Origin of the sequence: Henriciella marina, from assembly GCF_027213945.1 — a bacterium.
Lineage (GTDB): Bacteria > Pseudomonadota > Alphaproteobacteria > Caulobacterales > Hyphomonadaceae > Henriciella > Henriciella marina_A.
The window spans coordinates 175319-190031 of sequence record NZ_JAPWGW010000001.1 but is presented as its reverse complement, the minus strand read 5'-3'; the positions used below and the strand labels follow the sequence as shown (position 1 = coordinate 190031).

General features: G+C 61.0%; 13 protein-coding genes and 1 other RNA gene. 2 read left to right on the top strand and 12 right to left on the bottom strand.

The genetic code is table 11. The features are described 5' to 3' along the window. Positions 1–4: 4 nt before the first annotated feature. The 3 genes from O4G74_RS00895 to ssrS form a co-directional block, all read right to left on the bottom strand. Positions 5–1465: a lipopolysaccharide biosynthesis protein gene (locus O4G74_RS00895; RefSeq protein WP_269400792.1), complete on the bottom strand. Its 1461-nt coding sequence runs from the start codon at positions 1463–1465 to the stop codon at positions 5–7. Positions 1466–1500: 35 nt separating this feature from the next. Continuing rightward, complete coding sequence (locus O4G74_RS00890) at positions 1501–2361, bottom strand: DMT family transporter (protein WP_269400791.1); 861 nt, start codon at positions 2359–2361, stop codon at positions 1501–1503. A 62-nt stretch (positions 2362–2423) separates the two neighbouring features. Beyond that, a non-coding RNA gene (gene ssrS / locus O4G74_RS00885) (6S RNA) lies at positions 2424–2580 on the bottom strand. Positions 2581–2786: 206 nt separating this feature from the next. Here ssrS and O4G74_RS00880 point away from each other — a divergent pair. Both O4G74_RS00880 and O4G74_RS00875 read left to right on the top strand, forming a co-directional pair. Beyond that, positions 2787–3179: a DUF4168 domain-containing protein gene (locus O4G74_RS00880; protein WP_269400790.1), complete on the top strand. Its 393-nt coding sequence runs from the start codon at positions 2787–2789 to the stop codon at positions 3177–3179. Between the two features lie 175 nt (positions 3180–3354). Beyond that, entirely contained in the window at positions 3355–3879 is a 525-nt protein-coding gene (locus O4G74_RS00875; protein ID WP_269400789.1) for a hypothetical protein, read from the top strand. A 74-nt stretch (positions 3880–3953) separates the two neighbouring features. Here O4G74_RS00875 and O4G74_RS00870 read toward each other — a convergent pair whose 3' ends face one another. From O4G74_RS00870 to O4G74_RS00830, 9 genes are all read right to left on the bottom strand, one after another. Beyond that, complete coding sequence (locus O4G74_RS00870; protein ID WP_269400788.1) at positions 3954–4340, bottom strand: RcnB family protein; 387 nt, start codon at positions 4338–4340, stop codon at positions 3954–3956. A 96-nt stretch (positions 4341–4436) separates the two neighbouring features. Further along, the gene (locus O4G74_RS00865; protein WP_269400787.1) at positions 4437–4847 is read right to left on the bottom strand and encodes a VOC family protein; all 411 of its coding nucleotides are present in this window, start codon (positions 4845–4847) and stop codon (positions 4437–4439) included. Positions 4848–4996: 149 nt separating this feature from the next. Continuing rightward, positions 4997–5356, bottom strand: coding sequence for a hypothetical protein (locus O4G74_RS00860; protein WP_269400786.1), 360 nt, complete (start codon positions 5354–5356; stop codon positions 4997–4999). A gap of 330 nt (positions 5357–5686) precedes the next feature. Next, positions 5687–8110 carry a DNA topoisomerase (ATP-hydrolyzing) subunit B gene (gene gyrB, locus O4G74_RS00855; protein WP_269400785.1) on the bottom strand — a complete coding sequence of 808 codons (2424 nt, stop codon included), beginning with the start codon at positions 8108–8110 and terminating at the stop codon, positions 5687–5689. Positions 8111–8305: 195 nt separating this feature from the next. Continuing rightward, positions 8306–9070 (bottom strand): enoyl-CoA hydratase-related protein, encoded by a 765-nt coding sequence (locus O4G74_RS00850; protein ID WP_269400784.1) that lies wholly within the window; start codon positions 9068–9070, stop codon positions 8306–8308. A 101-nt stretch (positions 9071–9171) separates the two neighbouring features. Further along, the gene (locus tag O4G74_RS00845; protein ID WP_269400783.1) at positions 9172–10272 is read right to left on the bottom strand and encodes a sensor histidine kinase; all 1101 of its coding nucleotides are present in this window, start codon (positions 10270–10272) and stop codon (positions 9172–9174) included. A gap of 144 nt (positions 10273–10416) precedes the next feature. Beyond that, complete coding sequence (gene recF, locus O4G74_RS00840; RefSeq protein ID WP_269400782.1) at positions 10417–11529, bottom strand: DNA replication/repair protein RecF; 1113 nt, start codon at positions 11527–11529, stop codon at positions 10417–10419. A gap of 172 nt (positions 11530–11701) precedes the next feature. Further along, positions 11702–12820: a DNA polymerase III subunit beta gene (dnaN, locus tag O4G74_RS00835; RefSeq protein WP_269400781.1), complete on the bottom strand. Its 1119-nt coding sequence runs from the start codon at positions 12818–12820 to the stop codon at positions 11702–11704. Positions 12821–13005: 185 nt separating this feature from the next. Beyond that, positions 13006–14475, bottom strand: a complete 1470-nt coding sequence (locus O4G74_RS00830) for a DnaA ATPase domain-containing protein (RefSeq protein ID WP_269400780.1) — start codon at positions 14473–14475, stop codon at positions 13006–13008. Between the last annotated feature and the right edge of the window lie 238 nt (positions 14476–14713).

Here is a 14713-nt window from a genome sequence, read left to right as displayed (position 1 = left end):
CCTGTTACGTAGCTGGGGGCTCGGTGGATGCGTTGAGCCTGTCTTGCACGAATGATCTGGCACCTCCAGCATCAATCGCAAGCGCGGCTGCCGCATACACGATTGCCCCCGCGAATGCTTTCGCAATCAGCTCCGGCCAGCCGCCAAACTCCGGTATTATTGCAATGGCTGGCCACATGGCGAGCGAGGCTATGAGGATCTTGAGGACCGGTACGAACGGGAATGGGAAGGCGACATAGCGTCGGCCGCGTCCGGCAATCACCAGTATGCCGATTGTATAGCTCGCAATCGTGGCGGCAACGGCACCGATAATCCCGAATTGCGGGATCAGTACGATATTCGCTGCGATGTTGACGCCTGCGGGGATCAACATCAGCAGCGCCTGCTCCCCTGTCTTCTGCGCGAGCTGGAAAGCTTCTGCATAGTAATGCATCAGAAGGCCGTTCATGAGACCGGCAAAGGCGATCCATGGGATGATGCGCGCAGCCTGCTCACGAAGATCTTCGCCGATGAGCGCTTCAGAAAGCGGTTCGGCAACAAGGGCGAGGCCCATGGCAGCTGGAAGCCCGATCAGCAGCATGGTCGATACAAGGCTCCGGGCTTCACGCCGCGCAGCGTCGGGGCCTTCTTCTTCATAGGCAGCCAGGACAAGTGGCTGACCGGCCATGGCGGCCCAGGCGCAGAGGAGCAAGATCGTCTTGTCCGCAACGCCATAGCCCGCCGCATAGGCACCGACAGCAGCCTCCCCGATAAATATGGAAATGAGAAAACGGTCGGCGACGGAGAGAAGGAGGTCGAGCGACAAGGCCGCTGCGATCGGCAGGCCATAGGAGTAATAGGCGCGGATCTTGGCCACGTTCGGAGAGGCGCCTCTCGCCTGCCTCTGCAACCAGAGCAGTTGCGGAATACCGACAATGAGACCGGCGATCACAAGCCCTATAAAGGGCGCGGCGGCGCCCGCATCCGTCAGCCATGCGATGATGGCCCCCAGCCCGAAGCCGCCGAGAAGCTTGAACGAATATACGACAACATAGCGTTGCACCTGCTGGCTGGCGCGATGTGCCTCCAGGGTGGCCTGTACCAGCGTGCTGATCGGCATGGAAAGCGCAATCCATGGCAGGATGTGCAGGTATTGCGGCATATGGGAGACGGCCGCGGCCATTATCACCATCGCCAGTGCCGCTAACAGCAAAGAGCGCAAGAGCAGCGCCCGCACGGTTGCGAAATGCTCGGCCAGCGCGCGCTCACCTTCGGCGCGTGCCTTGGCGGTGTAGCGATAGGCGGCCGCTTCACCCGGCGCGAGCGTCAGCGTGTGGATCAGCGCCATCACAGACAGCATCAGCGCATAGCGGCCATATTCTTCCGGCCCCAGCAGGCGCGTGAAGACATAGACCGCCCCGAAAGAGGCGAGCGCGCTGGCGAGGTTAGCCGGCAGATAGCCTGCAAGATGGCGGGCAAGTTTCATATGCCCGCCCCTAACAGCTATATCCGAAAGGAGGATTAAAGGCTGGTCTCAAGCAGAAGGAGGCCCGCCGCGAGGACGCAGGCCGCCACGATACGGCGCGGCCCGAACCCTTCCTTCAGGAAGACCGCCCCGAGAATTGCACCGAACACGACAGAGGTTTCGCGCATCGCCGTCACCGTCGCGGCGTCCGTCATCGAAAAAGCGAGCAGCGCCGCGCCATAAGAAATGACCGACGAGACCCCGCCCACCATGCCGCCGACGAGTTGCGGGCGCAGGCGTTTGAAAAGCTGGCCGCGCCGCGTCCAGACGGTCACCGCCGTGGTGCCGAGCCAGTCGAGCATGAAAAGCCAGACAATGAAGGTGAACCGGTTCTCTGCGAGCCGCACGCCATAGGCGTCCGTCACTGAATAGAGCCCGATGCCAAGCGCGGTCAGCCCTGCCCACATCAGCGCGACCCGGTCGAGGGACGCCTGGTCCAGCGACTTGCCAGTAGGAAGGGCGAACACGATCAGTGCCAGTGTTGCGAGTGTCAGGCCTGCCCAGCCCAGCAATGTCGGCATCTCCTGCAGCGCGAAAACAGCGATGATGGCGGTGGCCAGCGGCGCGAGCCCACGCATGACAGGGAAGACGAGCGACAGGTCGCCCCGGTGAAGGGCGCGTATCATGAAAAACTGGTAGACCCAGTGCGCTCCGATCGCCATCGTAATGGCTGGCCAGAGCGCGGCTTCCGGGAAGGGAACGAAAAAGGCGAAGGGCAGCACGCAGAACGCCGAGGTGATCGACAGTACCATACGCGCGCTGAGCACGTCTCCGCCCCGCTTCACCGCGAAATTGGCGAGCGCGACTGTCACGGCGGACAGGAGGCAGAGGAGCAGGGGCAGTGTGGTCGCTGACATGGCCTGCCCTGTCAAGCTGGAGCGACCTGATTGTCAAGCTGGATAGGTAGGGAAAGGAATGCACAAGGACCGCGTGCGCCGTCTTGGCGCTCGTGTCCCGTCGACCTAGTAACTAGGTGGGTGCCGGTTAGGATAGGCCACGGCCAGTCCCAGCGCCAGCTCCCTTGACGGAACGTAAGGTCGGCGGACAGCTGGCTTCCTCGAACGCCGCAGCCCTTGTGCTCAGCAAGAGATAATGCGCCTGCCAGTATTTGAACAGGGGCAATGCATGTTGGCTCGTCGCAGAAGCCGCCCGTCAGGGTCAATGACAGCTTTGTCATGAAAAACCATTAAATTACAAAGCGCCCACATCCGTCCTCAACGGGTTGAACCATGGCTTTCGATCTGTTTGGCTCCTTCGCGCTAACAAGGAAAGGAGACCATCCATGTCTCTCAACAGATTTCGTTTCGGTGCCGGCGCTGCCCTCGCAGCAGCCATGACCCTCGCAGGCGGCGCAGCTGTCGCCCAGCAAAGCGCACCGCAGCAGGCCCAGCCCCAGATGCAGCAGCCGCAGATCGACCCGGTCAGCGACGCTGAGATCGAGCAGTTCGTCGCCGCCAATGGCGCCCTGACAGAGATTGCCGAACAAGCGACCCCGAAGCTGCAGGCAGCCGAGGATCAGGAAGCGGCCCAGGAGATTGAAGCCGAAGCGCAAGCTGAGATGATTGCTGCCATCAAGGCAGAAGGTCTGACCGCGCAGCGCTTTACCCAGATCGTACAACTGGCACAGGTCGATGCCGATCTTGCCACAAAAATCCGCGCGGAAATGAACAGCTAGAACGCTGTCACAAAACAAGTTTTACGGACAGGGCCCTGCCATTACGGTGGGGCCCTGTTTTTTGAGCATAACGTATTTCCTCTGGCTGCTCGCCTCGATTAGGACTTGTCTTGGTCACCCTGTGGTGAGACGTTTCCCTTAGGAGCAGGCATGAAGCCTGCGGGAGGTCCGGACGATGCGATACTTGCTGCTAGCTGGCGCGCTCGCGCTTTCCGCCTGCGGAGGCGATGCGCCTGACGAAGAGGCCCCGACCACGCCAGTTGAGGCAGGTCCGATGACGGGCGATGAAGTCCCGATCGAGCAGCAACCTCTGCCAGAAATTGTCTCGCCGCTCACAGAGGCAGATCCGCTGACGCCCGGCACCTATTGCTATTTCCGCCACGACGCGAACGTAACTGAAGGCCTTGAAGTCATGGTCAATGATGACGGCACGGTCAGCGGCGACAATTGGGGCATCATACACCAGGAAGCGGCCGGCTATTACGCGGCTTTCTCGACAACGCTTACAAGTGGCATGACCGATGAGACGGCGGCGGTCATGTTCGACACCCAGACGGAAGTTGATGGCGATAGCCAGCGCGGCAGCGCCATCTGGTATCTCGCCGCCGAAGGCGCCGTACCGGACGGGCTCGACATTATGCTGGAGCCTGCCGAGTGCGAAGGCCTCGAAGAGCGAGTTCAGGAGAACGGCGCACCTTAGATCTAGCCTGCTCGACACAGAAAAAGCCCCGGCTTTTCATGGCCGGAGCTTTCTTTTGTCTGGCGAGCGGCTGCCTAGTTGAGCAGCTGCGTCACAAGCTGGGTCGCCAGCTGGACCATCACGATATCGCCATCGACTTCGGCATAGTAATAGCCGTCCCGCGGGGCACGCAGACCATAACGGTCATAGTCGCGGATCACGCGATAGTCGTTATAGGTGCGGCCATTATACCGAATGGCGTCGCGCTGGCCGTCTTCATAGCCTTCATTATAGGCGCGCTGCTCATCGCGGCGGTCGTCATAGCGGTCCCGGTAGTCGCTACGATCAACACCCGGGGTACACCAGCCCTTTTTGGCATGGCCTGGCGGGCAATGCTGCGGGTCAGCAAAGGCCGGGGTGGCGTTGGCTGCAAAGGCCGCAGCTGCGGCGCCATAAGCGCCGAATTTAATGAGCCTTTTCATTAGCTTCTTGTCCTTTCGATGCGTTCTGCACGGCATTGAAACGGACATAGGGAACAGGCGGTTCCCGTGATCGGCCTTAACTTGAATTAAGAAAAGCTACTTCGCAAACAGTCGGCCCATATCGGCGAACGCCTTGATTTCTATGGCGTTCCCTGAAGGGTCGGTGAAGAACATGGTCGCCTGCTCGCCCGGTTCGCCCTTGAAGCGGATATAAGGCTCGATCAGGAAATCCACTTTGCCTTCAAGGCGTTGGCGAAGCGCTTCCCAGCTCTCCATGTCGAGAACCAGCCCGAAATGGCGTACCGGCACGCCCTTCCCGTCTACTTCGTTGGTTTGAGCGGTTCCGCACAGCTCTGGTGCGAGATGCGCGACGATCTGGTGCCCGTAGAAGTCAAAATCGACCCATTCGGGGCTCGACCGGCCTTCCGGGCAGCCCAGAAGCTCCCCATAAAAGCTGCGCGCGGCGGAAAGGTCATGGACCGGAAAGGCAAGATGAAAGGGATGCATGGAGCGGAAACTCGCGTGGAAGCTCCGGCGGGTCAATCTCGATTTTCCGGTCGGATGGTGTGGAGGAAACCCGGGCGTCTGGACGGTGCAGTGACGGTGCACTGGTGGTGTATGGGCGGTGTTTTTCGGAGGGGTTGCGGAAAGCCTGATTAGCCGAGCAAGGCATTTAGCGAATCCAGAAGGCTGAATAGGATGATGACGCCCAGCACAGCCCCGAACATGCGCATCGCTCTTCGAGAGTTCTGTTGATCCCCTATAAATTGGCTGAACGCCAGAGATCCGCCACTCAATAAGAATAGAAGCATCGCGGCGAACCCGCCCGCTCGGAGTGCTTCGGCGAGTGAGATGTCCTGGACGATATAATAGGCTGCGGCGACGACGGCCCAGCTCGCGAAAAAGAGCGCTATTGGCGCCAATAGGCCTTGAACGCCCCATATCGCGAGTTGCCGCTTGCTGCGCTTCGGCGCGAAATCGTTATTGTCGGTTTGCCCGTTTTGGCTTCCTGTCATTCAGCATGGCTCTACCAACTCTCGTTTATGGTCAAGGAGAAGGCCGCGTCGGCAATGCGGTTCAGGGGAGGCTTTGGATCGCCGATCTCCGGATGTGAAGCAACACCTGAAGATGAAACCTCAGAGGGGCTGACGCCCGTCGAGGGTTACGCGTAATTGGAGCAATAGCGAGTGACGGCGCGCGTCCTTCGACTTCGCTCAGGATGAGCGCCTCTTCGCTATCGCCCAAGGAGGCTCATCCTGAGCGAAGTCGAAGGACGAGCCGGAGCGTTATGGCCTATGGCTTTTGAGCGGGAAATCGGTCCACTGGACCAATTTCTTTGTCCGCCACTAAACATCCACCTCCGCCTCGAGCGCATTGTCCTGGATGAACTCGCGGCGGGGTTCGACGACGTCGCCCATGAGGCGGGTGAACATGTCGTCGGCGTCGTCGGCGTGGGCGACCTTGACCTTGAGCAGGGTGCGGGCGTTGGCGTCGAGCGTGGTTTCCCAGAGCTGGTCGGCGTTCATTTCGCCAAGACCCTTGTAGCGCTGGATCTTGAGGCCCTTGCGGCCTGAGGCGAGCACGGCTTCGAACAGGCCGACCGGGCCGTGAACGACGACTTCGCCAGCCTTGTCGTTTCGCAGGATGGCCGGGTTCTCATAGAGGTGGCGCACATGCTGGGCGTGGCTGTTGAGGCGGATGGCGTCCTGGCTGGCGAGCAGTGAGCGGTCCAGCACGGCTTTTTCCTCAACCGAACGCACTTCACGGCGCAGGGTCAGATTGCCATCGTCGAACGTGCCTTCCCATGTGTCCTCGCCTTCCTCGGCGATGAGGTTGAGGCGTTCGGCGGTCTTCTTGGCGTTTGTGTCGTCTGCGTCAGGGGCGAGCGCGCCAGCGATGGCGGCCTGCTCAACAATATGGCCCGGTGCGCGCAACGAGAGACGCCAGAGGGCCGTCTTGAAGGCGGCGGCTTCGCGCACATTGGCGCGCAGGTCTTCGCCTGCGATCTGCGTACCGTCCTGCAGGATCAGCGCCTCGCCGGTGGTGCCTTCCTCGATGAGGTAATTGTCCATCTCGATATCGTCTTTGAGATAGCGCTCAGAGCGGCCGCGGCTGACTTTGTAGAGCGGCGGCTGGGCGATGTAGAGATAGCCCTTCTCGATGATCTCCGGCATCTGACGATAGAAGAAGGTCAGCAGCAGCGTCCGGATGTGCGCGCCGTCGACGTCGGCGTCAGTCATGATGATGATCTTGTGATAGCGCAGCTTGTTGATGTCGAACTCATCGCGGCCAATACCGGCGCCAAGCGCCATGATCAGCGTGCCGACCTGGTCAGAGCTCAGCATCTTGTCGAAGCGGGCCCGTTCCACGTTGAGGATCTTGCCGCGCAGGGGAAGGATGGCCTGGTTGGAGCGGTCGCGGCCCTGTTTGGCCGAGCCACCAGCAGAGTCACCCTCGACGATGAAGATTTCGGACTTGGACGGGTCCTTTTCCTGACAGTCGGCGAGCTTGCCGGGCAGGGAAGTGATGTCGAGCGCGGTCTTGCGGCGGGTTAGCTCACGTGCCTTGCGGGCGGCCTCACGCGCGGCGGCGGCCTCGACGATCTTCTGCATGATGCCGAGCGCTTCCTTCGGGTTCTCCTCGAACCATTCAGACAGCTTCTCACCCATCAGGCTTTCGACCACGGGGCGGACTTCCGAACTGACGAGCTTGTCCTTGGTCTGCGACGAGAATTTCGGGTCTGGCACTTTGACAGAGAGGACGCAGGTCAGGCCTTCGCGTGCGTCATCGCCGGAGATGTCGACTTTCTCTTTCTTCGCGATGCCCGTTTCTGATGCGTACTTGTTGATGATGCGGGTCAGCGCGCCGCGGAAGCCGGCAAGGTGGGTACCGCCATCGCGCTGCGGGATGTTGTTGGTGAAGCAGAGCACCTGCTCATGATAGCTGTCGGTCCAGGCAAGCGCCGCCTCGACGGTGATGCCGTCCTTCTCGCCGACCGCATAGATCGTGTCGGGGATGAGTGTCTGGCGCTGGCGGTTGAGGTGCTCGACAAAGGCTTTGACGCCGCCCTCATATTCAAGCACCGCCTCATAGGCTTCAGGGCCGCGTTCATCGCGGAAGACGATCCGCACGCCGCTATTGAGGAAGGCGAGCTCGCGCAGCCGGTGCTCCAGCGTCTTGCGATCATACTCGGTCATGGTGAAGGTCGAAGCCGACACCATGAAGCGCACGGCCGTGCCGGTGAGGACCTTACCATTGGGGCGGTTCGGGCTGGTGCCAACTTCTTTCAGCGGGGCTTCCACGGCGCCACCATCAATGAAGCGGACGAAGTGCTCCTTGCCGCCGCGATGGATGCGCAGTTCCAGCCAGTCCGACAGCGCGTTGACCACCGACACGCCGACGCCGTGAAGGCCGCCAGAGACCTTGTAGGAGTTCTGGTCGAACTTACCGCCAGCGTGCAGCTGGGTCATGATGACCTCGGCCGCAGAGACGCCTTCTTCCTTGTGCATCTCGACTGGAATACCGCGGCCATTGTCAGTGATTTCGGCAGAGCCATCGGCATGCAGCGTGACGGTGACTTCGTCCGCATGGCCGGCGAGGGCTTCGTCGATCGCATTGTCGACGACTTCGTAAATCATGTGGTGCAGGCCGGACCCGTCATCAGTGTCACCGATATACATGCCAGGGCGCTTGCGGACCGCTTCGAGGCCTTTGAGGACCTTGATCGAGTCGGCGCCATATTCGGGCATGTTGTCTGTCGGTTCAGCCATGGGAGCGTGTCGCTTTCTGATTCGTCACAATTACCTGAAATTATAGAGGATTTGTGTCAGAAAGGGAAATCGCCGCACGGTTTTGGCGCCCGGTAATCCGGTGTGTTTTCAGGGGCTTGCAGAAGCTCATGGCGGGGCCTGCAAAAAGTTTCCGCAGGCCCCGCCGGAATGATACCGAAAGCGGGCTGAGGCGGCCTAATCCTTGAAGACAGGCGCGCGTTTGTCGCGGAAGGCTGCAGCCGCTTCGGCGAACTCTGCGGACTGGAGCTGGGCGGCGAAAATCTCGCCTTCGGCGCGCATCTGGTTGGCGATGGCGTCGCGCGAATGGTTGATCAGCGCCTTGGATTTCAGGACCGCGTTTGGCGGAGAGGCCGCAATCTTGCGCGCTGTGTCCATGGCCGTCTTCATCAGGTCGGCATCAGCTGTCACGCGGGAGACCAGCCCGCAGGCGAGCGCTTCACTGGCGCTCAGGATACGCCCGGCGAGCAGTACTTCATTGGCCATGGAGCGGCCGACAACGGCGGGCAGGGTGAGCGAGGAGCCAGCCTCTGGAACAAGGCCGAGCTGGGTGAATGGCGCGCGGAGATTTGCGCTCTCAGCGGCAAAGGAGATGTCGCAATGCAGCAGCATGGTCAGGCCAACGCCAATCGCGGGGCCGTTCACGGCGGCGATCAGCGGTTTTTCTGCGTCGCGAATGGCGTTGAGGAAGCGGGTAACGGGCGGCGTGCCGCTTTCGCGTTCGTCGATGGACGCAAAGTCAGACAGGTCATTGCCAGCGGTGAACATGTCGCCTTCGCCGGTGATGATGATGGCGCGGATCGACTTGTCGTTATTGGCACCGTTCACCGCATCCGCCATCGCGCCATACATGGCCTGCGTCAGCGCGTTCTTGCGCTCCGGACGCGCAATGGTGAGGGTCAGGACATAATCTTCGAGGTGAGATTTGATATGCTCGCTCATGGCCGGTCGGCTCCTGTCTGTCAGTGGTTCAGCATGCTTTTGGCGCAGGCACCCTGACAGAAGCAAGCGATACCCTGGCTCGGAGTGATTAGGATGGGTGTTCAGGTCTGCTCAGAGGCCAGAATGCGCTCTGGAAGAGCCGAGACGGTGTAGCGATAGCTGCCGGGCTGGATGTCGACCTCGGCCTCGCCGCCAAACGTCTTCGGTGCGATCCGCTTCAGGATGACGCTGCCAAAGCCGCCCTTGGCTTTCTTCACGCTGGTATCGACGCGCGGTTTCTTGAGGCTTTCTTCCCAGGAGAACTGGAGCTCTTCGCCGGACGACCAGCCGAAACGGGCCTGCCCGCCTTCGCCGCCGAGCGCGCCATGCTTGACCGAGTTGATACCAAGCTCATGCAGCATGAGGGACATGGCGAAGGCCGCACGGGGGGTGATGTCGAAATCGCTCTCCGCCTCGACTTGCACGACAGGTTCGCCAGCCCCGGCCTCGAAAGCGGCCAGGGTTTTCTGTGCAAGCTCACGCATCGAAACAGATTCCGTGCCGCTAGAGGCGATAAGCGACTGGGTGAGGGCGAGCGCGTTCACTTTCTCGCGCAGGCGCGAGACGTATTCCTCATGTTCGAGGTCTGCCTTGTCGAGCAGCGAGATAAGCGACGAGACGTGGGCATACATGTTGCCCATGCGGTGTTGCAGCTCACGGTTGATGACCGACAGCTCGCTCATTTCGCGAAGCTTTTCATCGCGCTGGATAAGGCCGATCACGCTGTCAGCAATATCGCGCAGGATTTCCCGGTCCGTATCGTCGAAGGTCTCACGCGGCTCATAGTCGATGACGCAAAGCGTGCCGATTGCATGGCCATCGGCCGTAATGAGGGGCGCGCCTGCATAGAAGCGGATATGGGGGTCGCCTGTAACGAGCGGATTTGAGGCAAAGCGTGGGTCCTTCGTGGCGTCGAGGACGACCGTGATATCAGTCCGCTCAATTGCGTGGGTGCAGAAGGAAATGTCGCGGCTTGTCTCTGTGCTGCTGAAGCCGTGGCAGGATTTGAACCACTGGCGGTCGCTATCGATGAGCGACACGAGGGCGGTTTCTACCTCCAGCGAATTGGCGGCCAGCCGGGTCAGCCGGTCAAAGCGCTCATCCTGCTCACTGTCGAGCAGGTTCGTCTCGGCTAGCGCGTTCAGACGCTCTGCTTCGCTCATGATCCCCTCGGCGTTCCCCGTGCAATCCTTGCGGGTGAAGCTCCCGCTTAACTCACCCCAGAAGTGTTAAGTCTCGGCACGATTACAAGACCGCAAGGGCAGGCGAAGACTTCCCGTAAAGCTAGGAAGCCACGGGAGGGACGTCTAGGCCAAAATGGCGGCGCCGCCTGCATCAATCTCGATATGCTGGGCGCGGTCACCGAATGCGTCGAAAAGAAACCGCTCTGTGCCTGTGAGCCAGCTTTGACCCGGCAGGGCACTTAACTCGTCGAACAGGGCCGAGCGCCTGTCGGCATCGAGATGGGCGGCTGCCTCATCCAGCAGCAGAAGCGGCGCAGGTCCGTCGCCATCGCCTGCCAGCGCTGTTGCGGAGGCCAGGATGAGGCCGATGAGAAGCGCTTTCTGCTGACCCGTCGAGGCGTCGCCTGCCACCATGCCGGTCGGCCGGTGGATGACTTTGAGGTCGCTGCGATGAGGGCCGCTCAGGGTGCGGCCAGCTGCGGCATCACGCCGACGCATGCTGCGATAGGTTTCGACGAGGCCTTCGAAGATGGTCTTGAAATCCTCGCCAGCGGCGGCTGAGGTTTCGGCCTCGCCTTCTAGAGAGAGGTCGCCCTTGGGGAAATAACCTTCTGGCCGTGCATCGACAGCGGCCTGCAGGCCTTCGAGCACGCCCGCCCGGTTTATCGCCAGCTCTGCGCCCGCTTCGGCCATACGGGTCTCGATGGCATCGGCCCAGGCCGGATCGACATGGCCGCGCTCAAGCAGGGCGTTGCGTTCACGCATGGCACGCTCATAGCGGGCCGCGGCCGTGCCGTGAGAGGGGATGTGCGCCATGACCTGACGGTCAAAGAAACGGCGCCGGTCCGATGCGCCGCCGCGAAAGATGGAGTCCATGGCCGGCGTCAGCCAGACGATGCGGACAAGGTCTGCAAGGTCGCCTGCCTGGGAGGGGGCACTGTCGATGCGGATCACGCGCTTTGCAGAATTGCCATCGGTCTCAAGACCGACGCCGATGCGCCTGTCATCGAGATTGGCTGACACCGTCCACCCGGTGTCCGCACCATGGCGGGTGAGGTCGGAGAGGGATGCGCTGCGCAGACCCCGGCCCGGTCCAAGCTGTGAGATCGCTTCCAGCAGGTTGGTCTTGCCCGCGCCATTCGCCCCGAACAGGCAGACATGGCGCCCGTCGAGATCGAGCGACAGTGTCTCGTAGTTGCGGAAATCCTTGAGGCGCAGGCGTGTAAGGGCGGTCATGTTTTCAGTTTAGACGCTGACTCCGTCGTGATTTCCAGAAGGCACAAGGCCCCATCCCGACCCTCCCCCATAAATGGCGAGGGGGTTGGCGGTAGTGAATGTTTCGGAATGCTTGCCCGGATGCGGCGACCATCGCCCCCTCCCCGCGTGCGGGGAGGGTCGGGGCGGGGCTTTACACCCGAAGCGGCATCAGCACATAGCGTGCAGCCGGGTCTGCAGGATCAAGGATGAGCGCAGGGGAAGCCGGATCGTTCAGCATGAACTCTGCGTCTTCAGCCTCAATCTGTGCGGTCACGTCGAGCAGGTATTTGGCGTTGAAGCCAATTTCCATCGCGTCCGCGCTATAATCGCATTCGATCTCTTCATGGCCCTGACCGGTTTCGGCCGAGTTCACAGCGAGGGTGAGCCTGCCATCGTCGAGCGAGAGTTTGACCGAACGCGAGCGCTCTGCCGAAACGGTCGAGACGCGGTCGACAGCAGACTCGAATGCCTTGTTGTCAATGACGAGACGCTTGTCATTGCCCTTCGGAATGACGCGCTGATAGTCCGGGAAGGCCCCGTCGATCAGCTTGGACGTCAGCACGGCGCGGCCGGCGCGGAAGACAATCTTGGTTTCGGAAACAGAGACCGACACGTCGCCATCAGCGCTGTCGATCAGGCGGCGCACTTCAGCGACAGCTTTGCGCGGGACGATAACGCCGCCGAGCCCTTCGGCGCCCGATGGCGCGTCACAGTCAGCGAGAGCGAGACGGTGACCATCGGTTGCGACAGCGCGAAGCACCTTGCCCTTTTCGCCATCGGCGGTGTGCAGGTAGACGCCATTGAGGTAGTAGCGCGTCTCCTCGGTCGAGATCGCAAAGCGCGTCTTGTCGATGAGGCGGCGAAGGTCGGCAGCTTCGACATCGAAAGTCACAGCGCCATCGTCACCCGTCATGGTCTGGAAGTCGCTGGCCGGAAGCGTTGGCAGCGCGAAGTTTGCGCGGCCTGACCGGATCGTCAGGCGGCGGTTTTCCGGGTTAAGCTCCAGCTCGACATCGGCGCCGGAGGGCAGCTTGCGGACAACGTCGAACAGCGTTCCAGCTGGCGCGGTGACGGCGCCTTCGCTGGCAATGGTCGCGTCGGCGCTGTCGACGGCCTCGATGTCGAGGTCGGTCGCGACGAAAGTGACCTGGCCACCCTGTGCTTCCATCAGGACGTTGGAGAGGATCGGAATGGTGTTGCGGCGCTCGACCACGTTCTGCACGTGCGACAGCGCGTTGAGCAGGTCACTTCGTTCAATCGTCAGCTTCATGCGTCAGCCCATTACAACGGCCCGGTTCGGGCCGCATCCTTTCCTGCCCGTCTGGACGGGCGTTAAACTCGAATCGGCCCGCCTTCTGAGCGAAGACGGGCCGAGTACACTTGTCAAAATCAGTGAAATTGCAAGCCCTGTGCGGCCAATCGCTGCTTAGAAATATGGCCTCAGGGTGCGGGCGTTCAGCCGTTGCCTTCCGACTGGATGTCGAAGACGGCCTCACGGACCTGCTCGACCTGACGGATCATCTCCGGATCGGTCTGAAGCTGACCCTTCACCTTGCGCCATGCATGGATGACGGTGGTGTGGTCTTTCTTGCAGAATGAGCGGGCAATCTGCGGCAGCGATTTGTCGGTCATCTCGCGGCAGAGATACATGGCGACCTGGCGCGGGGCGCAGACATTGCGCGACTTGCTGGAGCTTTCAATCTCCGACTTGGAGAGGTTGTAGCTGCGCATGGCGGCACGCTTGATGTTGTCGAGCGACGGCGCCTGATACTCGCCCTGCTGGCGGCGAAGCACGGTGCACAGCATTTCGAAAGTTGGCGCAATCTCACCGTAGCGGGTCTCCGACTGCAGGGAGTAGAGCACGCCGCAAAGATCGCGGCCCGGGCCGCGAACGGTGGCGACGATCTTCTCGCGCATTTCCTCGTCGATCTCGAAATTCGGCTGACCTTGCTGGATGAGGTTCGCGTGAAGGCTCACGATCTGGCGACGCATATCCTGATCAGGCAGGCCAACTTCGACAGCCGCTGCGCCCATCAGTTCGCCGCGCATACGGGCGGAAAAGCCTTTGAGGTCGCCCGGTGCTTCGTCGGCGGTCAGGATGACCCGGCCACCTTCGGCGGTCACGGCGCGCAGGGACGCAAAGAAGGCCTCATCGGTCTTCTTCTTGTTCGCGATCCACTGCAGGTCGTCGATCAGGAGAAGGTCGTTGTCGCGAACCTGTGACTTCAGGCGGCGGGTATCGCCATCACGAGCGCCATCAACGAAGGCGGTCATGAATTCTTCGGCCGACATATAGGTAACCCGGCGGCCATCGTCCTGACGGATGACGGCTTTCTCGATTGAGCGCAGGATGTGCGTCTTGCCGGTACCCTGGCGCCCATAGATGAGGGCGACGTCAGCGTGGACCTGTTTGTTCTCGACCGTGACTTCAGCAAGTCGGACAGCCGCGCGATTGGTATCACCGACGATCAGCGTTTCAAAGCTCATCGCGCTGCCATGACGTCCCGGGGTGTGGGAGGACGTAGCCGGCGTCGCGGTCTCTACCTGGCCTGCGGCTTCAGTATCGCCAGACCATGGATAGGCGACAAGGTCGCGCGTGTCCGCTGGAATGTCCTTCCAGCAGGCAATCTTGAGTGCGCGACCGCGCGGGTCGGCCTTGCGCCAGGCGCGGCGCAGCATGGGGCGGTGCTGGCTATTGATGCGCTCATAGGCAAGCTGGTCGCGTGCCGCGATCAGGACGGTGCCATTGTCGTCGGCAACGAAGCGAAGGTCTGAAATCCACTTGTCGAAATCATGCGGAGACGTCTCCTGTCGAGCGTCTTCGAGAACGGTGCGCCATAGATCCATGCCCCTGTGATCATCGCCGCGCCGGGTGTCAGTGTTTTTCTCACTCTCGTGCCTGCCAGATTCTTCTTGCAGCCCCATAGGAACTTCCCCTTTTTTCTGTGTTTTGTCCTATTCTCTACGCGTCGACTCAGATCATAGCTCGGGTGTTCGAGCCTGGTGGAGCCCGTCCAAAAAACCTGCCGTACAGAGATCAAATTCCGTCGATGGATGAAGTTAACCACAGGGCTTCCAAACCTGTCTACAAGCCTTTTTGGGAATCTTCGGCACTTCTGGAGTTGACTCATTTCTGTCACCGAAAAAGCGGCGGTGAATCAAA